Below are 19,327 nucleotides of genomic sequence, written 5' to 3' on the forward strand. Positions count from 1 at the left end.
GCCAGCCTGCTACCGGGCCTCCTGGCAGCTACCCGGACCGGACTCACACCGGCAAGCGACGACGAGCTTACGAACAAGATCAGCCGCTCACGCGGCATCACCTCCCGTTCTGCTGGGCGCACGGCAAAACCTCACTGGAGTGCGAATGCGACTGGGAGCAAGAGCATGGACTGCAGATGGTGTTCAGGGATGTCCGTACAGTGACCAAGATCGGCCCCTGCGATGGTCACCTGACCAACTCAGCCGCCTGGGGCGATGACTCCCTCGACGGGATCGTGTACCACAGTTCCCGTTGACCGCCGCGAGGGGAATCGACACGTCGTACACCCCAACACGGCGCTAACCAAGGCACACCCGCCTGGAGGAGTGCCTCGATGGGTACGAGATCGCTGTTCAACTTCCGGGCAGCGGCATGAGCGTTGCGCGTCCGCGGTGGTCGGTTACAGCCGAGCCCGTTCAACGGGTATAATGCTACGGAGGGCATGAGAGAAGATGATGTCTTGTGCCTATGAGATGCGGATCGCTCTTTATGGTTCAGGGGCTTTGTCTACGCCTCGGCCGAGGCTCCTGACAAGCGGAACTATGCTTTGCGGCATGCTGAAACCAATCGCCAACCCCGGACTGCCTGCGCTATCGTCATAGTCGGCTGTAAGAATGTCCTCGGCGGAGGCTGATATAGTCCCCTGCTCGCGAAAAATTCCGGTAATGCGAGTAATCGGTCGCGTGAATCCGCGCAAGCTCCGCGACTCGTCATAACCCGCGAGTGCATAGATCGCATCGCGGCTGACGAAGCCGTCATTTTTCGCAGCATGAATAATCGCCGCAGCCTGCTCCATCCGACCCTCTGCTCCGAGCAAGTCGAGTATTTCGCCGAGCGCATCAGTCGTCCAGCCGCCATATGCCGTATCGGCCAGAGCTCTGTCCACCCGCCCTATGTCATCGACCGATTCGTCACTAACTTCAACTTGGAGAGCCTTTCTCGCTTGCACCATAAGACTGTCCGGGCGAAGCATGAAGAGTCTCACACCCGCATTGACCCGTAGCTCGTCGACCAACTCCCTGCGGGGGCCCCTGATCTCGCCTCGTTCTCTTCTCCACCAATCGTCTTTTACATCCCCGGTAACGAGCAGCACATCATGGCCTCGCCGCGTGGCCTCGCGGATGAGCTGCACCCACACGAGATAGTCACCGGCCGCCAGTTCCGGGTCCTTTCCGGAGTCCTTGTAGCCCGGTGGATGCTTGGTGTCGCCTCGCCGTTTCGCCTCAGCGAGCGCTTCCTGGTAGTCCGTGTCACTGAGAGCGGGGCCTACACGACCCTGCAAAATGCGTTCGAGTCCAACGATCACCGGATCCGCACTCGTATTGCGTGCGAACTGGGCGGCTTCGTCATCAGTAAGCTCGGCTACACCTTCGCATACCTGGTCGAAGGCATCCGAAATAGCCCCCACCAGTTCCGTCCTGCGATCGCTCGGCAAGCCCACGCGATTGGCCCATGTCTGGAATGTTCTAATTGTCCTCTCTTTATGCTCGGATAGCTCATCGATCGTTGTGGAGGTACCCCGCGGGTCCCGCAGGGCAGCCTCGCGATTACGCCAGAACTCCTCCATGACCTGCCGGGGCACCCACAGGCGTTCATCTAGCCTTCGCAGTACCCCAAGCAGGTCGTCTCGCGTCTGATCGTTATATCTATAGAGGTTGAGTAAGACATTAGTGTCAACCACCACGAGTCCGCCGGTGAGGACATCTCGATAGTCTTCGTTGGTGGGCGTGCGATAAGCCTCAAAGCCGTCGAACAAGCCACCGGGCTGAGGATCTCCGACGTGAGTAAATTTCTGGTCATGTCGGAGATCTTTGTCGTCTTTTGTCAGCTCTGGAGTTCTTGCGGATTCATTGGCGCTCGTCACGCCTCAACTATAACGTATAAGCCAAGCAACGTCCCGAAAATGACTCGCATTTTCTACGACCATGGGTAGATCGAGAAACGGGCCGCACTGCGGTTGAGTGTGCCTTACCGGTCTGAGGAGTGCTCAGGTCGGCAAGCTTCGCGTGCCGTGAGGTGCGTCGACAGCGCCGGAACTGCGCGCAGGCGATCGGCCCTTCGCTCGAGCGAGATGGCTGACCATCTCCTTGAGCCCGAGGGTCTAAGGAGATCTTGGGTTTCCAGACTTGGGGGTCGTTCGTCCGTCATGCGGTGATGTAGGCCAGGTGCGGGTCGGCGAAGAAGGACAGCACGAGTCGGGGGAGATTCTGGAGCCGATGCAGGGCGGCCGGTGGCGAACAGCCGGAGTTCGCCATGGCTCTGGACGGCTTGGCGGCCAACACGGTCGTGATCGATATTCTTCCACATCCATTCGTCGGGATTGAGCTCGGGTGAGTAGGGCGGGAGGAAGAACCGTTCCAGGCGTTCGGTGCGTTCAACGAACCGGCGGGTCATTTTCGAGGTGGTCAATCAACTCTTACGTTGAGCGGCGGGCTGTGCGGCGTCACCTATCACCGCCGATGCCTAGCTTCACAGCAACATCGGTCCGCCGCTGACTGGCTCTCATTCCAACGACGCACTGCCAGCGCTTGGGAAGGTAAGCCGAGCGCAACTTGCGGATCGCTGCGAGGCGGGATTGAGATCGCTACCGTGTCCGTCTATGGACTCTTTCTGGACCGGCGCGCTCGCCGTAGGCGCCTCGCTCGGAGGCATCGGTGGCGGCATCGGCGCTCTCGGCGCATGGCGTTCCGCCGTCCTCAACAATCGGAGTAACCGGCTGATGGCAGTTGCCACGACCGACCTCCGAGACATCGAAGCCAGCCGCCGTCGTAGCGAACTCACACCACAGTTCCGACTCACTCTCACCGAAGACATCAACGGTGTGGCCCGCAACGGCAATCTCAAGATCGAACTCATCGGCCCCTCGACGCTGGACTATCTCGACGAGGTGACGATCCGCATCGTCAACGAAGCCTGGAAAGATCACTGCAGCGGCAGGCTCCCCACGAACGTGACGGCGGAGGAAGCTGCGCGGTTCGTGTGGGGCCCATGGGAGTTCAACGCCGGCGCCAGTGCTCAGGTCTCCGACAACCGTACTACCAAGCCGCGCCCCTACTCGCGTGTGACCGGCAAGAACTGGGACATTTTCTCGCTCCACCGAACTCAGCCCGGCCACTGGATGGCGATGGACTCAGCACAGTGGCAGGAGCAGGAGAAGGGGCCGCTGCGATTGTCACTCTCCTGCAGTCGCGCCCCCTACGAGCCCTGGTTTCTTCTTGCGGAAGTTGGGTCGGATCAGCCCGCCATCACTGGACTCGCGTGATGCGCGACCACAATAGCCACCCGGCTTTCGGCCGAGCGCAGAACGCTAACCATGCTACAGGGAACCTCATTTTGAAGTCTCAGCGATACAGAGCACCGAACGCACGCTCATCGGCATGTGCGAGTGTTTGTGGCCCAGCCGAAGCCGCGCCTCCCCGACCACGCGTGATGTGACGCCAACCAAGCCCGGTTACTTGGCGGCAGGGGGATTCAGGCGGCCAGTCGCCCCAGCCTGCTTGACCAGCCGCCCCCACCGTTCGCGGCGCCCGAAACGCTGCCGATACACCCCACCTGATCGTCTACTGCTGTTGTTCTCCATGTCCACGGTTTGCCCGACTACCTCACCGACAGTCGCGGAGTGTAACCGGGCACGGTCGCCGCCACATGGCCAACCGGCTCAGGTCGACTGATCCCGATCGAATAGAGGGACATCACTCAGTCCGACCACTCATATAAGATTCCGGTATCCCCACACCACAAAACTCAAGGTACATCACTTCATCAAACCCGCGGCAGCTCACCTTTCTCCAGAGGGGCAGGAAGGCTGGAACTGGAACGGGCACATTCATGCGACCGGCACGCCAAGACCCTGCACTTAAGCTCTTGAGGGACCGTAGACCTCGAAGAGATCTCCGAACAGATGACGGCCGATGCGTGGCAGGGCCGTGGCGCCATCAGGACCGGTGCAGCGGAAGGTCGTCAAAGTACGCGCGAAGTCGGTGAGTCTTATATGCAGGACACCTGCCCCGACAACTGGTGCATCCTCTTCCTCTTCTGAGACGTGCCCTTCAAGGATCCGCACGTACAGGGTGGACGTCTCAGGCCAGATCCGCGTCGGCTGGCCGAGCGGGACGTCTTTGTGGCCGGCCAGAGTCCGCGGGCGGCCGTCGTGGTTGAAATGCAACCGGTATCCCATCAGGCGACGAGGATCCTTCTCCGAAGGACCCCTCACGTGGTACGTCCCTCGCTCGACGGGCCATCGTCGGCCAATGTCGATCCAGCCTTCAGCCCGGGCTTGGTAGCTGGGGTCATCGAGGAAACGCATGACGTCATCGGCGGTGATGGTGAGGCGGAACGCCAGGTACCGACGTTCGTCCGCGATCTCACCGGCCCTCGGATTGCTGATCCCGTAGGTGATGAAGCCCTTCATCTCCTCGACGAACGACAAGGACGTCCGGCCGGACCGCGGAGGTTGAGGCTCCCTCATATCCCGGCGGTTCTTCTCAACGCTCGGTCGGCGGGTAAGGACGCGAGACTTGTCCAGGATCTGGGTGCTCATGCGGTCGGCGTGCGCGGCGATGGTTAGCGCCGGGTTCGCGCCGACTGGGCCGGGCATTGCCGCGCCGTCGGCGATGTACAGGCCGGGGTGCCCGAACACCTCGCCGAAGGCGTCGCAGACGCCCTCGCCCGGGTGGGCGCCCATCGGGGCGCCGCCGAGCGGATGGATGGTGATGATGCGCTTGCGGAACCACATCGGGTTGTCGGCGTAGTCGGCGCCGAGCACGTCCGCGATGCCCCGCATCGTCTTGCGGACGCGGTTGAACAGCTCCTCGCTGGTATCGGCCGTCCAGTCCGCGGCGAGCCGGCCGTCCTTCAGCCGCAGCCGCCCGTCGGCGGTGTCGCGGCCCATGCCGAGCAGCGGCAGCGAGCTGACCGTGAGCGCGCCATCGCCGATGAGGTCCGAGATCTCCTTGGACAGGTTGGTGTCGGGCGCCTCCCGGAACAGCGCGGTGAACCGGTCCCACAGGAACTTCACCGCGCGTTCGAGGTCGTTGCCGACGTCGAAGCCGTCGACGATCCAGTCCGCGAAGGCGGGGTAGCCGCCGTCCTGGATGTAGGCGCCCCGGCCCGCGGTCGACGCCCCGTCCAGTTCGTCGGGCAACCGGATCGCGCTGGTGACCACGGGGCCGCGGCTGGCGTTCAGCGGCCGGACACGGTTGCGGTCGGTGGCGCGCATCAGGAACGTCAGCAGGTCGCCGTTGCCGTTGAACCGTGTGCCGAGCGCCTCGCTCAGACCGGGGAACTCCCTCCGCGACCTGAGCAGCAGGAACGTCGTCCCATAGGTTCCGGCGCCGAGGATGAGCCGGTCGCAGGAGATCGTGACCACGGGCCGGCGGCGGCTCTTGGCCTCCAGGTCGTCGTGGTGGACGTAGTCGACCTCGTACCCGCCGCCCGGCCGTGGCCGGATCGCCTTCACCTCGTGCGAGGTGCGGATGTCGGCGGCGTGGTAGGCGGCAGCGGACAGATAGGTGTGGTCCAGGGTGTTCTTCGCGCCCTCGTTGCAACCGATGTTGCATGCGCCCTTGAGCCTGCATGTGCGTCGCGGAACGCCGTGAATGTTGCCGTACTCGGGGTCAATGATCGGAAGGCCCGGCCCCGGCCTGCCGCCGGGCTCCGGGGCGAAGCTCACCGCCAGCGGCGGTAGGAAGTGTTCCAGGCCGAGTTCGGCGGCGGCGTCCCGCATGCCATGCGCCTTGGGGGTGTCGTCGAACGGCGGGGCCCCGAGGGGGTACGGGGTCGCGCCGAGCATCCGCTCGACGGCGTCGTAATGCGGGTCGAGGTCGGCGCGGGTCACCGGCCACGGGTCGTACCCGCCGGACGGCCGGTCGTTGACGAACCAGCGCTCGTCCTTGCGCAGAAGGACGTTGGCGTAGATCAGCGAGCCGCCGCCCAGGCCCGCCGTCACAATGGAGTCACACCCTCTGAAATTCCATACGTCGTACATCCCGTAGAGCCCGGCGGAGGGGTCCCAGAACGCGCGTCCCATCTCGGCGGGCGAGCGGGGGAAAGCGCCGGGCGGGTACGGCCGGCCGCGCTCTAGTACGACAACCGACTGCCCGGCCTCGGCGAGCCGGAACGCGGCGACCGACCCACCGAATCCGGACCCGACTACCACGGCGTCCACATGCTCGATCGAGGATCGCGGTGCGCGGACCCATCCCTGGCTGGACGGCTTGCCGCCGCTCCGCGGAGACGCCGATGTGACCGGTTCGTGGTCCCTCGGCGGTGAGGAAGCTGCCAGTTCCGCGTAATCACCGCCCAGGCGTTGCAGGAACTCGGCGGAGAAGGCGGCGAACGGTTTGTTAGACGACGCCAGCTCCTGATCGCCGGACCCGTCCGGCAACGTCAGAAGGGCGCCGGTCGTGCGGGACTGACCGAGCCGTGCGGTGATGAACGCGTTCACCTCTTCAACGATCTGGACGGCTTCGGATCGGCGAAGAGTCCCCTGCAACACCTCGGCGACGCCTTCATCGAAGGCGTACCGGGTCTCCTCCGGGGCGGCGGCCGGTTCGCCGACGACGTGGAGCAGCCCGCTGTCGAACACTTCCGCGAGATGGGACGGGCGGCTATCTGGGAGCATCAACCGCTGTACCATGCGCATGACGGGGAGCGTCAGCGGGACGGCCGACAGGTACCCGGCAAGGCGGTATGCCTGCGGCGAAGCAGTGCGGAACGCGGTGACCCGCTCGACCGGTGAAGCGTCCCGATCTCCCGACACCGGGACGGTGGTGAGGCCTTCCCCATCGTGGAGGTCGTCCCGCGGGGCAGGACGCGTCCAAGCGACCATGCCGTCGACGCCGCCCGGGGCGGTACCGGTGAGGAGCCGCGCCCAGGGCCCGAGCCATTCCGGCTCTATCTCCAGGATGGGGACGGGGACGCCCTGACCGAGTGCGGTGCCGGCCCGCCGGGTACGGCTCTCCACGGTGAGGCGGAGGTTGGGCACGCCCGCCTCGGCGCTGCGCAGCCGCACCGGGACGGCGGACAGCCCGGTACGTTTCCAGAGTCGTTGGGGGAACGGCTGCAGCAGCGCCAGCGGGCCGTGCCGTCCCCACAGGTCGAGCACCTTGAGCGCCTCGCCGTCACGCCAGATGTCGTCAACGCAGTCGCTGACCACGAGGATCAGCCGCCGTCCGGACGGGTCGACGATCTGCTTGGGGCTGCGCGCGGCCGCGCCCGTCCCGAGGCCGACGTGCAGCCCGAGCCCGCCGCCGGGGGCGCGCCGCAGGTACCACAGCCGGATGTCGTGGAAGGCGCCGAGGCGTTCGAGCAGTGTGCACAACTCGTTTACCAGTGACCGCCACACGGCCATGGCGGGTCCGGCGTCGACGACCAGGGCGAGGCTCAGCCAGCGCCGCGGCTCCGGGACGAGGACCGGCATCACGATCTTCTCGTCGGCGACGCGATCGGCGGTCGCGTCCTCGTCCAGTACCAGGTCGTGGCCGGCGAGGACCCGCCGCTTCAGCGGACGCAGCGCCCGCAGGACGTCTAGCCCGTGCGGCAGCGCCGCGACGGCGGGTGCGCGAGCGGGCACGGCGCGACCCTGCGCCGCCCCGGCGTCCCCCCGCACAGGCGCCGGGGGGTGGAGCGAGACGCGGTGCTCCCGCGGCCACGGCGCGGCAGGCTGGCGGACCGGCGCCGGAGGTGGCGCCGCCTCAGCTGCGGGCTCCGGACGCACACGAGGCACCGGCCGCCGTTCGACGGGCTCGGCAGTGGACGCCGCCGTGCCCATGTGCCGGGCCAGCCACAACGTCTCCGAGATCTCCCGGTCGGTCGCCCGGACGCCGAGCGTCTCCAGCGCCGTCAGGAGATCCTCGATGGAGGCCATGGTCAGTCCGTCGTGGTCCGGAGGTGCTCGATCAGTTTCTCCGCGACCTGTTCGACGCCGGTCCCCTGGCCGCGCGCCGCCTCGAACCGGAAGTAGACGGCATTGAGCAACTGGTCGGTGGCCAGCTCGCGGCCGTTCCGCTGCCGTTCGACGAACGCGTCGAGCAGGTCGCCGCTCGTCTCCACCATTTCCGCACCCAACCGCGCGTGGACGATCTCGGCGAGCTGCTCGCGGGTCGGCGGCGAGATCGCCAGCGGGACGCAGCGGCGTAGAAAAGCGGGCGGGAACTCGCGCTCGCCGTTGCTGGTAAGGACGATGACCGGGAACGCGGCGCAGCGGACCCGCCCGTTCCGGACGCTGACGCGGCCGGTCCCGTCGGCGGTCGTCACCTGGACTTCGGGCCGGTCCTGGGTGATGCGGACCAGTTCGGGGACGTCGAACTCGCCCTCCTCGAAGATGGTGAGCAGATCGTTCGGGAGGTCGATGTCGCTCTTGTCGATCTCGTCGATGAGCAGCACGCGCGGGCGGGCGCGGGGCAGCAGCGCCGTGCCGAGCGGCCCGAGGGTCAGGTAGCGGCCGATGTCCGACTGCGCGGCCCCCTCCTTCAGGTTCACATCGTGCAGCCGGCCGATGGCGTCGTAGGTGTAGAGCCCCTCCTTGAGGGTGGAGCGGCTGGTGATGGGCCAGCGCAGGATGGGCCCGAGACCCAGCTCGTAGGCGATCGACAGGGCGAGGGTGGACTTGCCGACCCCGGCCTGACCCGTGACCAGCAGGGGGCGGCGCAGGTACAGGGCGGCGTTGGTCAGGTCGATGGTGGCCGGGTCGGGCAGGAAGGACCGGGCACGGTCCCGGTCACCGGGCCGCCACGCGGGGTCCGGTGCGTCCGCCGGTGACGGGTCTCCCTCGAAGCGGCGCCAGGCCAGCGGCGGCGGCAACCGGTCGATGCCGTCATGCGGGGTTCTCGTCCCCTGGTAGATCCGCCAGTCGCTCATGGGTGCCTCACTGCGGGTTGGACAGCGCCGCGCTGTCGGGGTCGGGCCGGGTCGGGTCGTCCAGGAGCACGCTGAGGCCCCGGCCGCAGTGCTCGGTGTCGCGTCCCTGGGTCTGCGCTTCCGCACGGAGCGTCCGGATCAGGGCGGGGAGTTCGGCCAGCGGGCGTCCGGCGAGCCTGGCCTCCACCGCACGCTGGAACGTCTCCGCCGCGCATGTCCCGTTCCGGCCGCATGTGCTTGCCGCGGACCCGTCGCAGGGTCGGCGACGCCATACCGCCACGGGCAGCCCGGCATCGTAGGCGGCCTCCAGCACCTGACGGCGCCGCCCCTCGCCCGGCCGGTAGCCGATCATGACCATGGTGCACGGCTCGGAATTCTGGAACGAGCCGTAGAACTCCGCCATGCTCTTCTCGGCCTGGCAGTCCGCCCAGTACAGGACGGGCGCCGACGACTGGAGGCTGCGCCACCTCCGGCGGAGATGCACCAGCGCATCGTAGGGGCGATCACGGGTCCGGACGATGACGGGAAACTGCACGCCGAGAGATTTGTGCGGCTTGTCGATATACCATTCGTCGACCGCGTCGCGGCCGTCGCGGTCGCCGAGCATCTCGAACGGCATGACGAACTCGACGACGAGGTCCTCGACGGCCGGGCCGTGCCCGCTGACGAGCCTGCGCAGGACGTCTCGCAGCACCGAGCGCAGCCCCTCCCGCACGTCCTCCACCGGCATCGCCCCGTCGGCGCAGTGCTCCATCACCGGGACGCGCTCCTGCCTCTGGTACGTCCACACCGACAGCAGCAGCCTGCGTGCGTCGTGCCCGGCGGGCACGAGGTGGATCTCGATCCGGGCGCTGCGCGGGGCCGGGGGCCGCACGGCCGACGCCTTCGCCTCGGCGCGCAACCGCGTCAGCGGATCCGGCCGCCCCGGGACAGGCACCGAGTCCGCGACTTCGCGGATGAGGTCCTCCGGGGTGCGCAGATCATTGTCGGGCGGGAGCCGGAGCCCGTCGAAAACCCTGTCGTACAGCGCGTACAGGCTGAGCGGGCTGTCGGTGAGAAGGGCCACGAGCGAATCGCGCGCCGACTTCACCAGTTCCTCCCGTCTCAGGATGCCGTTGCGTAAGGAACGCCAGCGGGCATTCTGCGGAGGCTGACCTGACTCGCAGATGTCCCCGAACGCCTCCCACACCGCCTCGATCGGCGTACCAAGCCCGCCCTGCGACCATCCCTCCTTACGGGACGTGGTCAGGATTCCGCAGACGGCACCGGTCGCGGGATCCAGGAGGGGCCCGCCGGACATCCCCGACGCGAGCTCACCCTGGGACAGGGACAGCATGGGGCGCCCGAAGACGTCGTGCGGCGAGTCGTACTTCACCCAGGTGCCGCCGAGTTCCATGTCGCCCTCACCGTACGTCGCCTTGAAGCCCGTCGCGTAAAGACTCGTGTGATCGCGGGGAAAACCTGTGCCTAGCCAGGCATAAGGGTGATCGTCGGGCAGCGCGTCGGCTGTGACCAGTGCGAGATCGGGATAACCCCACAGACCGCGGCCTCGGTGCTGATCGGGAACGGCGCGCACCGTCCCCGAATAGACCGCGCCTCGCCACTGGAATTCGGTTCGTTGGACGGCCTGCGCCGAATCGTTGCCGTACCGCGCGACCACATGAGCACATGTGAGAACCGTTCGGGGAGCCACCAGGACACCGCTGCCGCGCACCTCGTCTCCGGAGAACAGCACGACGCAAGCGTCCAGCAGCCGCGCGAGCTCGGTGCGGCCGTCGATCGCCGCGTCACCTGTCAGCGGGTTCACCCCCCTCCGACCGGCCATTCTTGTTCCATTCGAGGCGGACCTTGAAGGTCGCCTTGCTTTCCGCGTCCACGAGCAGGCACATGACCTTGGAGTTCTTCACGGCGATCTCGAAGCCGAACTCGACCTCCGCCACGTCCGGCTCCACCGCCTTCACCGCACGGTGCACCTCGGCGGCCACACCGCGCAGCGTGGAACTCACCGCCGAAAACGACAGGGCGTCTTTGAGGCCGATGTTGGAAGGGCCCCCTCCAGTCCCGTCGTCCACCCGCTCCGGCCGGACCAGGACACTCCCGCCGTCCGGAAGCTTCAACTCGACGGTTCCGCTCTCGTCCACGCGCCACTTCCTTCCATCCTCGGATCAAAGCCTTGCCGGGGACGTCGGCGACGGCAAGCGAAAAGGGCAAACACGATCCCGCCCAACCACATCCGGCCGCTAGCCTCGATCTTTCGTGAGGTCGGTTGGGTCGCGGAGCGGCCCAACCGATTCTTCGTTCTCAGCGGCGGGTCATTCGTCGGGCCCGACTGTCGCGTCGGGTGGGCGGGGTTCCACGGGCCCGGGGGTCTCCTTTCCGGGCTGATGGGACGGCTTGTTCCTGGTCAGGGTGCGGGCAGTGTCTGCAGGCGGGTGATCGCGGTGGTGATCAGGTCGGTCTAGGGCCAGCGGCTGCTCAGGCGGAGTCTGAGTCGCCTGCCGCCGCGGGTCAGGCGTCCGGCGGCGGAGAAGATCCGCAGCCGCAGGCGTTTGGGTTCCCAGGTGCGGGCGGGGTGGCCGGTCAGGGCGAGCATCTGGGTCCAGGCGGTGAGTTCCGAGGCCAGTGCGACCACCTCCAGCCAGATCTGGTTGGCGGCGGCGTCGTGCAGGGGCAGGTTGCGCAGGCCGGTGTCCTTAGCGCAGCGGATGCGGTCTTCGCAGCGGGCGCGGCGGCGGTGGCCTAGTTCCAGGTCGGCGAGCTGCCCGTGCCTGCCTCCAGGCCGGGTGCCGGTGACGAAGCAGGTGAAGCGGTGCCCGTCGATGTCGGTGAACCGCAGTTGCGCGCCGGGGTGGGGGCGTTCGCGGCGGACGATGACCCGCATCCCCTTGGGCCAGGACGTCAGGTCCAGCATGCCGGTCAGCTCGGCCACCCACGCCCCGGGGCGGGGCCGGCGGGTCGGCGTCGTAGGCGCACTGCCACACGTGTTCGGGCAGGGCGAGGATCGCGGCAGTCGGCGGCGACGGCCTCCACGTCCGCGGACACCCGGCAGCGCAGGCCCGGCCGCCGTCGTCTGCGCTACCGCGGCGATCGCGGCCCGAGCACCACTCGGCTGATCCCGGCGGGCCACAGACGCCCGGCACTGCCGCTCGTCCTGCCAGGCAGGTACGCGAAGAATGTCTGTCCCGGTTGCTAACATCCGACACTCGCTGAAAGCGGTCCTGCGCAAGGTTCGCTCACTTGACCAGAATGGACGAGGTCCGGGTGGACGACGACGAGAAGCACGCCCTGTTGCTGTTCCTGGATGCACAACGCGCCAGCGTTCTGGCGATCATCGACGGCCTTGACGTCGAAGCCCTGGCAACCGCCGTTCTGTCTTCGGGGTGGACACCTCTGGGTCTGGTGGAACACCTCGGCTACGCCGAGAGGCACTGGTTTCAGGAAATCGCCACAGGCTCCACCGAGCCGCTGGCCTGGCCCGACGACGACCACGGTCCACTGACCACTCCGCGATCATCCTCTGAGGTGATTGCGTTCTACCGTGCCCAGTGCGAGCTGTCCAACGCCGTCATAGCCTCTACGCCACTATCTACACCCCCTGTGGCACGTCACCCGGGTCCGCTCGGAGACGAGGTCACCGATCTGCGCCGGATCGTCCTTCACATGATCGAGGAGACCGCACGCCATGCGGGTCACCTCGACATCGTGCGCGAGCTGCTCGATGGAAAAACCGGGCTCGGGCCTCGATAGCTTCCTTATGCTCGACCGACGTTGTGCAGGCTCGGCGACATCTTCAATTCGGGAGAGCAGCGCGATTTCGCCTGCGGCCCTGCTTCACGTGCCGGAGGCCATGTAGGCCGCGAGGATGTAGTTGGGGTGGCGGCCGAGATTGTTTCGGGCTCGGTCGTAGCGCATGGTGGTGCGCGGGTCTGCGTGGCGTGCGGCGATCTGTAAGTCGCGGAGATCGACGCCGGCGTCGGGCATGGCGGTCACGAAGGTGTGGCGGAGCATGTGCGGGTGCATCCGCGGCAACCGGACGACGGATTCGGCCGCGAGCCGGCGCAGACGGCGGGTGGCGGCGTGCCGATCCATCCGGACCCCGCGAGTATTGAGCAGGATCGGCCCGGCCCTCCGGGCCTCGGAGGCCCGGTCGATGGCTCTGCAGACTGCCGGCGGAACAGGTATCAGTGCGATCCGGGTGCCCTTACCGACCACGCGGAGGACCCGGTGGCCGTGTTCCTCGCCCAGGTCGTCGATGTCGGCGCTGATGGCCTCGAAGATCCGCAACCCGAGGAGCCCGAGCACCGCCACCAGCGCGAGGGCGTTGGGGTTGGCTGAGGCGCGCGCCGCCGACAGCAGGGCCTCGAACTGCAGATGGGATAACCCGAGCGTGGGCGATTCGGGTGGGACGTTGGGGCGGCGGACATGGTCGGACGGCACGGAGTTCTTGGCCGACGATCGGAAGGGTGAACCGTGCGGATGCCCTGAGTCGCTGGCGGACCGGAAGGACCGGGCCAAGGCTGGTCGGGGTCCCAGGCCCGACACCAGCATCACCTTCCGTATGCTCGACGCGCCCGGCCTCAGCAGGTTCCAAATGCGGTCGGGCAGTTGGGACCTGCTCCGCATGCTGTACGAGTACGTGAGCGACCTTGACGGCGTCAGCGGGCCGGCAGTGTGCACCCTCAGACTGGAACGATCACGTTCACTCCCAAGCGCGGCCCCATGGGGGGCAAGATCGTGAGCTACAAGAAGCCCGCCCTCAAGGTCGAAGGACCGTACGAAGGTACTTCGGAGCCGGTGTGACCGTATGTGACGGGCCTGATGTGGACGGCGCGGGCAGTTGCGCGGGGAGGTTCGACCGCGGCATGCAGCGGGTAGCTACTGTGTAGCGCAGCGTGGTAGGTTGCCGGGGAACACAATCCGCTTATCGGCTTCTCGCTCGTGAGCGACCTGGGTTTTCGCAGGTCAGTACAGCGCTCAGACGCTGTGACCTGAAAAGCGGAAGGTCGGCGGTTCGACCCCGCCCCTGCCCACCACAAATGACCAGTACGAACGCCCCGGAGCCATGAGGCCCGGGGCGTTGGCGTTTGACGGCAACGGACGTCACCAGGAAGCGGACGGTCAGCTCTCTGCAGTATGAGCTAGAGGTTATATTGGTGGGGTGCCCTGGGATGTCATCCTTCTCGAACCGGTCGAGAGCTGGTTCCTCAAGCTGTGTGAATCCGAGCTGGACACAGCTGCCCTGATCGCGCAGGCCATCGACAGGTTGGCCGAGGTCGGACCGACGCTGGGGCGGCCGCTGGTCGACACCCTGGAACACAGCGAGCTGCGCAACCTCAAGGAGCTGCGGCCCGGCAGCCGAGGACGATCGGAGATCCGCATGCTGTTCGTCTTCGACCCGGACCGTGCAGCGATCTTCCTGGTGGCCGGAGACAAGGCCGGGCAGTGGTCACGCTGGTACGACGAGGCGATCCCACTGGCCGAAGCCCGCTACGCCGAGTACCGGGCAGCGAAGGATAAGGAGGGCGGACGATGAGTACCGGACGCCGCTGGCAGGACATCAAGGCCGAAGCACACCGCCGCAACCCTGAACTGGCCGACCCCGAGCGCCAGGCCAAGGCTCGCGCCAAGTTGGACGCCTACGTCGCCGGCCACCACCTCAAAGAGCTCCGCAAGGCCATCGGCAAGACGCAAGCCGAGGTCGCCCAGATCCTGGGGGTCTCACAGTCTCGCGTCTCCCAGATCGAAAACGGCAACCTTGAAGCCATGGAACTGGAGACGCTCCGCGCCTACGCCACCGCGCTCGGCGGGCACGTCGACATCACCGTCAGCGTCGGCCCTCACTCGATCAAGGTCGCCTGACGACTTCGACCGGTGACGGCAACCCTGACGGCAACGTCAGCAACCAACCAGCACCACGGGCGCACATTGAGCACCGTCTGACCTCGGTGGACGGGGTGGCAGCAGGGCGGTTGCTACTTCTGAAAAGCGGAAAGTCGGCGGTTCGACCCCGCCCCTGCCCACCACACCACCTCTGACCAGTAAGAACTTGGTCGGCTTTCCTCTCTCACGTGGCTTGTCCGGGTTCGATATGCCGGACGCGGGACGGGAAGACGAGTCCGTGCCTCCGCCGGTTCGGTCGGGCGTCAGCTTTCTCGACTTGCGGTTCGGCGCCCAGACCGCCGTCGGGACCTGCTAGGCCAGGCTGTCGTAGGCGGTGAGCAGGTCCTCGGTGAGGGCGATGAGTGAACCAATGACCGTAGAGGGATCTTCCAGGACTCCGACGGCCTGGGCGGCCAGGGTGGCGAGGGGGCCGTCCGGGTCGGTTCCGTGGTCGCGGAGCGCGTGGACGGCCTGGTGCGTGGTCTCCTGGGAGAGCGGGTGGGCGGCGAGGTCTGCGAGGCGCCGGGCGAGGGGGTCGGTGTCGGTGGTTTGGAGCAGGCGGAGAATGTCGAGCCCGTCCTTGGGCCGGAGGCGGGCTTGGCTGCGCCGTTCCTCGATTTTGATCACCTTGGCGATCAGGAGTGCCGCCGGGCCGGCGACTCGTACCGCAAAGGTTCGCGTATCGGCGTCGTTGAGTGCGGACAGTTCGTGTTCCTCGAAGTCCACCAGGGCCGCTTCGAGTCCGGCGGTCCGGCGGGGCGACCCGGTTGCCATGGACCGGCAGGCGGGCGCCGCGACGACCGCCGGAGCCGCTGAGCGCTTCGGGCACCATCAGGTCGACGGCGACCCCGTGCGCGCCGACCCACGATCCGGGGTTGGAGCCCGGGAGGAATCCGGCCGTGCGCAGTGCGTCTTCGAGGAGGGGTTCGTCTCGCAGGCGGTTCGGAGCCAGGGCGATGTCGGCGTCCGTGGTGGTGGGGGCGACCGCCAGGTCGGCGTTCCCGGGTGCAGGTACACCGCTTGAGCGCCCACCAGGACGATGGCCTCACGGTGTGCGCCCAACGCGTCGAGCGCATCGAGCAGGACTCCGCGGGCGAGGATGTACTCCTTCGGAGGGCGGTCTTGGTTCAATGAGCCCATTCCTTGTCCTTGGTCGCGAGAAAGTCCATGAGCTGCCGGCCCTCTTCCGGGGAACGTCCGGGGTCGGTGAGCAGATCGGCGGCCGTCTGGCCGGGGCTGACGTGACGGAGGCGGTCGCGCACGGTGGATTCGCGGTAGACGACCTGGTCGAACGGTTCGATGAGCAGCACGTTGGAGCCGCGGTCCGCCGGCCGCAGTTTCAGCTCCTGCTGGGCGGCCACGGCGTCGTCGACGAACACCGCGAGCAGCGCGAGCGGCGCCACGGCGACGGCGTCCGGAGGCAGGTGCGCGCGCAGTGCCGCCGCTCCGGTCAGCGCGTACGGCCGTCGGTAGTCCGCAAGGTCTCGGAGCACCCGGTCGATGCCTCTGGGCGCGAGTACCGGGACGGCGTTATTGGTGGTCGTCAGCCTGTAGTCCTGCGTCCACCGGTGCACGAGCGACCGCTTGCGCACCGCGACCACCGCGCCTTCGCCGCTCCGTTCGATCAGGTCCTCGCGGACGAGGAGTTCGAGCACCCGCGAGCCGGTCGCCGCGCCGACCTCCGCCCGTGCGGCCAGTTCCCGCACTCCGATGGGACCGCGGTCATCGAGCAGCGAACGGATGACACGTGCCGCGCCTCGGCCCCGCAGGGACCGAAGCCGCCGGTCCTTCGCGTCGCTGTACGGATCGCGATCGGCTCCCCGGCGCTCCACGAACAGGCCCGGCCGGTCCAATCGAACCCGCATGTTGCCGGTGGAGTCGTACCAACCCGCCCCGGCCTCGGCGAGCAGCTCGCGGGCGCGCGGGGACAGGTACGGGGCCGCCACCAGACGCCCCTGGCCACCTGCTCCCGGGGCGTCGATCTGCATGTACCGGTCGAGTTGACGGAGAACCGCAGGGACGTCGCGAGGCTCCACGTTCGGCTCGGTCTCTACGAGGATCCGACCGCCGACCCGGTCAGGGGCTCGGACCTCGAGTAGCAGGTCCATACGCACGGGCCCGCTCCCCTTCGGCTCACGCACCAGCCCCAAGTCCCAACCTGGCGGCAACACGGAACGAAGCTCCCGCTCAAGGGCGTGCGGAAGCGCTGTTCCGCTAAACGAACTGTTCCTCTTCACGCGGAACAGCCTTCAATGCGGAACACCTCAAGGCCGAGAGTTCCTCAGAACGGCCTCACCGCGGGTGGCTGGTGGGGGGTGTCGGCTGGGTGGCCGCCAGGCTGGTCAGGAGCTTGATGCGGTCTTCGGAGGTGCTGCCCGGTTCGGCGGTGTAGATGGTGAGGTGCGCCGTCCGGTTGGACGTGGGCAGGTCGAGGGACTGGTAGGTCAGGTCCAGGTCGCCGACCTGCGGGTGCCACAGCCGCTTGCCCCCGTGGTGGCTGAGGCGCACGTCGTGGACGGCCCACCGGCTGCGGAACTCGGTGCTGAGCGTGGACAGTTCACCGATGAGGTCGCGCAGGGCCCGGTCATGGGGCTCGCGTCCGGCCTCGGCGCGCAGCAGCGCGGCGGCGACGACGGTGGCGGCGTCCCAGTCGGCGAAGAACTGCTGCGAGCCGGGATCGAGGAAGATGTAGCGGGCGAGGTTGGCGCGGCCGTGTTCGGCGGTGGTGGGGCTGTCGAAGACCGGGGCGAGCAAGGTCCGGGCGAGCGCGTTGTGGGCGACGACGTCCTGGCGGCCGTTGCGCACGAACGCCGCCGACATCGTCATGGAGTCCAGCAGCCACTGGACCCGCGGCGGGATCTGGACGTCCCTGCGGCGCGAGGGGGTGCGGCGGGCGGGCCGGGCGGCTCGGGCGAGGTCGAACAGGTAGGCGCGTTCGTCCTGGTCCAGGCGCAGAGCCTGGGCCACCGCGTCGAGTACCTCCTCCGATACGCCGCCGATGTGGCCCTTTTCCAGCCGGGTGTACCACTCGGTGCTCACTCCGGCCAGCACGGCGACCTCTTCGCGGCGCAGTCCGGGGACCCGGCGCCGGCCGCTGGTGGGCAGCCCGACCTGCTCGGGGGTGAGCTTGGCGCGCCGGGTGGTGAGGAAGTCCCGGATCTGGGCGCGGTGGTCGGGACGGTCGTCCATGCCCACAACGGTACGTGCGGGGGGCGGCGGTAAGGGGGTTGAGCTTGTCCCCCCATGAACGCGCTCTGCCTCGCGTGCGGCCCGGCGGGTTCGCTGGGGTCAGCACGTTGGACGCAGCGTCGAGGCACCCCGACCAGCCCGGGGCACGGTACGGGGTGCCGCCACCACCTGAGAGAACTTCCAGCTGAGACGGAGCACTCCTGATGCGCGCAACCCTCATGTACGGTGCCGGCGACGTCCGTGTCGAGCAGGTTCCGGACTCGGTCATCGCGTTGCCCACCGACGCGCTGGTCCGCATCACCGCGTCCTGCATCTGCGGTACCGATCTGTGGCGCTACGGTTCGATGAAGCCGGAGGAGGGGCCCGCCCGGATGGGGCACGAATTCATCGGCGTCGTCGAGGACACCGGTTCGCAGGTGGCCAGGCTCAAGCGGGGGGACCTGGTCGTGGCGCCGTTCGCCATCGCTGACAACACCTGCCAGTTCTGCCGCGAGGGCCTGCACACGTCCTGCACCCATCCGCAGGCGGGCTTCTGGGGCGGCCCGTCGTCCGAGGGCGGTCAGGCCGAGGCGATCCGCGTCCCGCTCGCCGACGGCAACCTGGTCAGACTGCCCGTCGAAGCGGACTCGGCCCTCCTGCCGTCCCTGCTGACGCTCTCGGACGTGTTCGGCACCGGCCACCACGCGGCCGTGGCCGGCGGCGTCAATCCGTCCACCCGCGTCACCGTGATCGGTGACGGCGCCGTCGGCCTGCTGGCCGTCCTGGCGGCCAGGCGCCTGGGCGCCGAGCAGATCATCCTGATGGGGCGTCACCGGGCCCGCACCGGTCTCGGCCGCGAGTTCGGCGCCACCGACGTCGTGGCCGCGCGCGGTGGGGAAGGCATCGAGGCGGTGCGCGAACTCACCGGCGGGCACGGCACGCACGTGGTCGTGGAGGCCGTCGGCACCAGGCCCGCCTACCGGCAGGCCCTCGGCGTCGTCCGCTCGGGCGGCGTCATCAGCCGCGTCGGCGTCCCGCAGTACGAGGACGCGCCGATCGGCTTCGGCAGCCTCTTCCGCCGCAGCATCCGCCTGGCCGGCGGGCCCGCGCCGGTCCGGGCCTACATCGAAGAACTGATGCCCGACGTCCTGGACGGCACCGTCGAACCGGGCAAGGTGTTCGACGCCGCGACCGGCCTGGACGGCGTCCCGTCCGGCTATCAGGACATGGCGGACCGCAGGAGCCTCAAGGTCCTCATCAAGCCCTGACAGAGATGATGTAGGTGAGCACCTCCCGACGGGGTCTGACCCAAGCCCTGACTGACTTCGTGTCTTCCACGGGATCTGTCGTCCCCGGCCGGGAGGTGCTCGTGTGCACTCA

16 protein-coding genes and 1 pseudogene are annotated in these 19,327 nt (G+C 67.7%); 6 read left to right on the top strand and 11 right to left on the bottom strand.

The window, feature by feature from the left end:
- A partial coding sequence (locus SM611_RS37280; RefSeq protein WP_371955129.1) for a DUF6985 domain-containing protein occupies positions 1–296 on the top strand: 296 nt, incomplete at its 5' end.
- 231 nt (positions 297–527) lie between these two features.
- On the opposite strand, the gene SM611_RS37285 is transcribed toward SM611_RS37280, so the two are convergent.
- Together SM611_RS37285 and SM611_RS37290 are read right to left on the bottom strand one after the other, a co-directional pair.
- On the bottom strand, positions 528–1,904 hold the full coding sequence (locus SM611_RS37285) for a PIN-like domain-containing protein (RefSeq protein ID WP_371955130.1): 1,377 nt from the start codon (positions 1,902–1,904) through the stop codon (positions 528–530).
- Between the two features lie 104 nt (positions 1,905–2,008).
- Entirely contained in the window at positions 2,009–2,434 is a 426-nt protein-coding gene (locus SM611_RS37290; protein WP_371955131.1) for a transposase, read from the bottom strand.
- Positions 2,435–2,639: 205 nt separating this feature from the next.
- On the opposite strand from SM611_RS37290, the gene SM611_RS37295 reads away from it, so the two are divergent.
- Positions 2,640–3,302: a hypothetical protein gene (locus SM611_RS37295; RefSeq protein ID WP_371955132.1), complete on the top strand. Its 663-nt coding sequence runs from the start codon at positions 2,640–2,642 to the stop codon at positions 3,300–3,302.
- A gap of 594 nt (positions 3,303–3,896) precedes the next feature.
- On the opposite strand, the gene SM611_RS37300 is transcribed toward SM611_RS37295, so the two are convergent.
- The 5 genes and pseudogenes from SM611_RS37300 to SM611_RS37320 all read right to left on the bottom strand — a co-directional run.
- Positions 3,897–7,907 (bottom strand): SAV_2336 N-terminal domain-related protein, encoded by a 4,011-nt coding sequence (locus tag SM611_RS37300; RefSeq protein ID WP_371955133.1) that lies wholly within the window; start codon positions 7,905–7,907, stop codon positions 3,897–3,899.
- Positions 7,908–7,909: 2 nt separating this feature from the next.
- Positions 7,910–8,899 carry an AAA family ATPase gene (locus tag SM611_RS37305; protein WP_371955134.1) on the bottom strand — a complete coding sequence of 330 codons (990 nt, stop codon included), beginning with the start codon at positions 8,897–8,899 and terminating at the stop codon, positions 7,910–7,912.
- Positions 8,900–8,906: 7 nt separating this feature from the next.
- Complete coding sequence (locus tag SM611_RS37310) at positions 8,907–10,724, bottom strand: VMAP-C domain-containing protein (protein WP_371955135.1); 1,818 nt, start codon at positions 10,722–10,724, stop codon at positions 8,907–8,909.
- Positions 10,687–11,040, bottom strand: a complete 354-nt coding sequence (locus SM611_RS37315; protein ID WP_371955136.1) for a CU044_2847 family protein — start codon at positions 11,038–11,040, stop codon at positions 10,687–10,689. The genes SM611_RS37310 and SM611_RS37315 overlap by 38 nt, the downstream gene beginning before the upstream one ends.
- A 317-nt stretch (positions 11,041–11,357) precedes the next feature.
- A pseudogene (locus SM611_RS37320) lies at positions 11,358–11,910 on the bottom strand (transposase); the annotation flags it as partial.
- A gap of 250 nt (positions 11,911–12,160) precedes the next feature.
- Here SM611_RS37320 and SM611_RS37325 point away from each other — a divergent pair.
- On the top strand, positions 12,161–12,646 hold the full coding sequence (locus SM611_RS37325; protein ID WP_371955137.1) for a DinB family protein: 486 nt from the start codon (positions 12,161–12,163) through the stop codon (positions 12,644–12,646).
- Positions 12,647–12,730: 84 nt separating this feature from the next.
- On the opposite strand, the gene SM611_RS37330 is transcribed toward SM611_RS37325, so the two are convergent.
- The gene (locus tag SM611_RS37330) at positions 12,731–13,447 is read right to left on the bottom strand and encodes a tyrosine-type recombinase/integrase (protein ID WP_371955144.1); all 717 of its coding nucleotides are present in this window, start codon (positions 13,445–13,447) and stop codon (positions 12,731–12,733) included.
- A gap of 610 nt (positions 13,448–14,057) precedes the next feature.
- Here SM611_RS37330 and SM611_RS37335 point away from each other — a divergent pair.
- Positions 14,058–14,432, top strand: coding sequence for a type II toxin-antitoxin system RelE/ParE family toxin (locus tag SM611_RS37335; protein WP_371955138.1), 375 nt, complete (start codon positions 14,058–14,060; stop codon positions 14,430–14,432).
- Positions 14,429–14,758 carry a helix-turn-helix domain-containing protein gene (locus SM611_RS37340; RefSeq protein WP_371955139.1) on the top strand — a complete coding sequence of 110 codons (330 nt, stop codon included), beginning with the start codon at positions 14,429–14,431 and terminating at the stop codon, positions 14,756–14,758. Before SM611_RS37335 ends, SM611_RS37340 begins: the two co-directional genes overlap by 4 nt.
- A gap of 333 nt (positions 14,759–15,091) precedes the next feature.
- Here SM611_RS37340 and SM611_RS37345 read toward each other — a convergent pair whose 3' ends face one another.
- The 3 genes from SM611_RS37345 to SM611_RS37355 all read right to left on the bottom strand — a co-directional run bounded on the left by SM611_RS37345 (position 15,092) and on the right by SM611_RS37355 (position 17,968).
- Complete coding sequence (locus tag SM611_RS37345) at positions 15,092–15,553, bottom strand: hypothetical protein (protein WP_371955140.1); 462 nt, start codon at positions 15,551–15,553, stop codon at positions 15,092–15,094.
- Positions 15,554–15,906: 353 nt separating this feature from the next.
- Entirely contained in the window at positions 15,907–16,725 is an 819-nt protein-coding gene (locus SM611_RS37350) for a hypothetical protein (protein ID WP_371955141.1), read from the bottom strand.
- A gap of 346 nt (positions 16,726–17,071) precedes the next feature.
- Positions 17,072–17,968 (bottom strand): helix-turn-helix transcriptional regulator, encoded by an 897-nt coding sequence (locus tag SM611_RS37355; RefSeq protein WP_371955142.1) that lies wholly within the window; start codon positions 17,966–17,968, stop codon positions 17,072–17,074.
- Between the two features lie 203 nt (positions 17,969–18,171).
- Here SM611_RS37355 and SM611_RS37360 point away from each other — a divergent pair, with 203 nt between their 5' ends.
- Complete coding sequence (locus SM611_RS37360) at positions 18,172–19,215, top strand: alcohol dehydrogenase catalytic domain-containing protein (RefSeq protein WP_371955143.1); 1,044 nt, start codon at positions 18,172–18,174, stop codon at positions 19,213–19,215.
- Positions 19,216–19,327: the final 112 nt, after the last annotated feature.

It is taken from the genome of Actinomadura monticuli, from assembly GCF_041463655.1.
In the GTDB taxonomy this organism is placed as follows: Bacteria; Actinomycetota; Actinomycetes; order Streptosporangiales; family Streptosporangiaceae; genus Spirillospora; species Spirillospora monticuli.

Coding starts and splice junctions, on each gene's coding strand:
- SM611_RS37290 (WP_371955131.1), bottom strand. CDS start 2,434: ATGACCCGCCGGTTCGTTGAACGCACCGAACGCCTGGAACGGTTCTTC.
- SM611_RS37295 (WP_371955132.1), top strand. CDS start 2,640: ATGGACTCTTTCTGGACCGGCGCGCTCGCCGTAGGCGCCTCGCTCGGA.
- SM611_RS37300 (WP_371955133.1), bottom strand. CDS start 7,907: ATGGCCTCCATCGAGGATCTCCTGACGGCGCTGGAGACGCTCGGCGTC.
- SM611_RS37305 (WP_371955134.1), bottom strand. CDS start 8,899: ATGAGCGACTGGCGGATCTACCAGGGGACGAGAACCCCGCATGACGGC.
- SM611_RS37310 (WP_371955135.1), bottom strand. CDS start 10,724: ATGGCCGGTCGGAGGGGGGTGAACCCGCTGACAGGTGACGCGGCGATC.
- SM611_RS37330 (WP_371955144.1), bottom strand. CDS start 13,447: ATGCTGGTGTCGGGCCTGGGACCCCGACCAGCCTTGGCCCGGTCCTTC.
- SM611_RS37340 (WP_371955139.1), top strand. CDS start 14,429: ATGAGTACCGGACGCCGCTGGCAGGACATCAAGGCCGAAGCACACCGC.
- SM611_RS37345 (WP_371955140.1), bottom strand. CDS start 15,553: ATGGCAACCGGGTCGCCCCGCCGGACCGCCGGACTCGAAGCGGCCCTG.
- SM611_RS37355 (WP_371955142.1), bottom strand. CDS start 17,968: ATGGACGACCGTCCCGACCACCGCGCCCAGATCCGGGACTTCCTCACC.
- SM611_RS37360 (WP_371955143.1), top strand. CDS start 18,172: ATGCGCGCAACCCTCATGTACGGTGCCGGCGACGTCCGTGTCGAGCAG.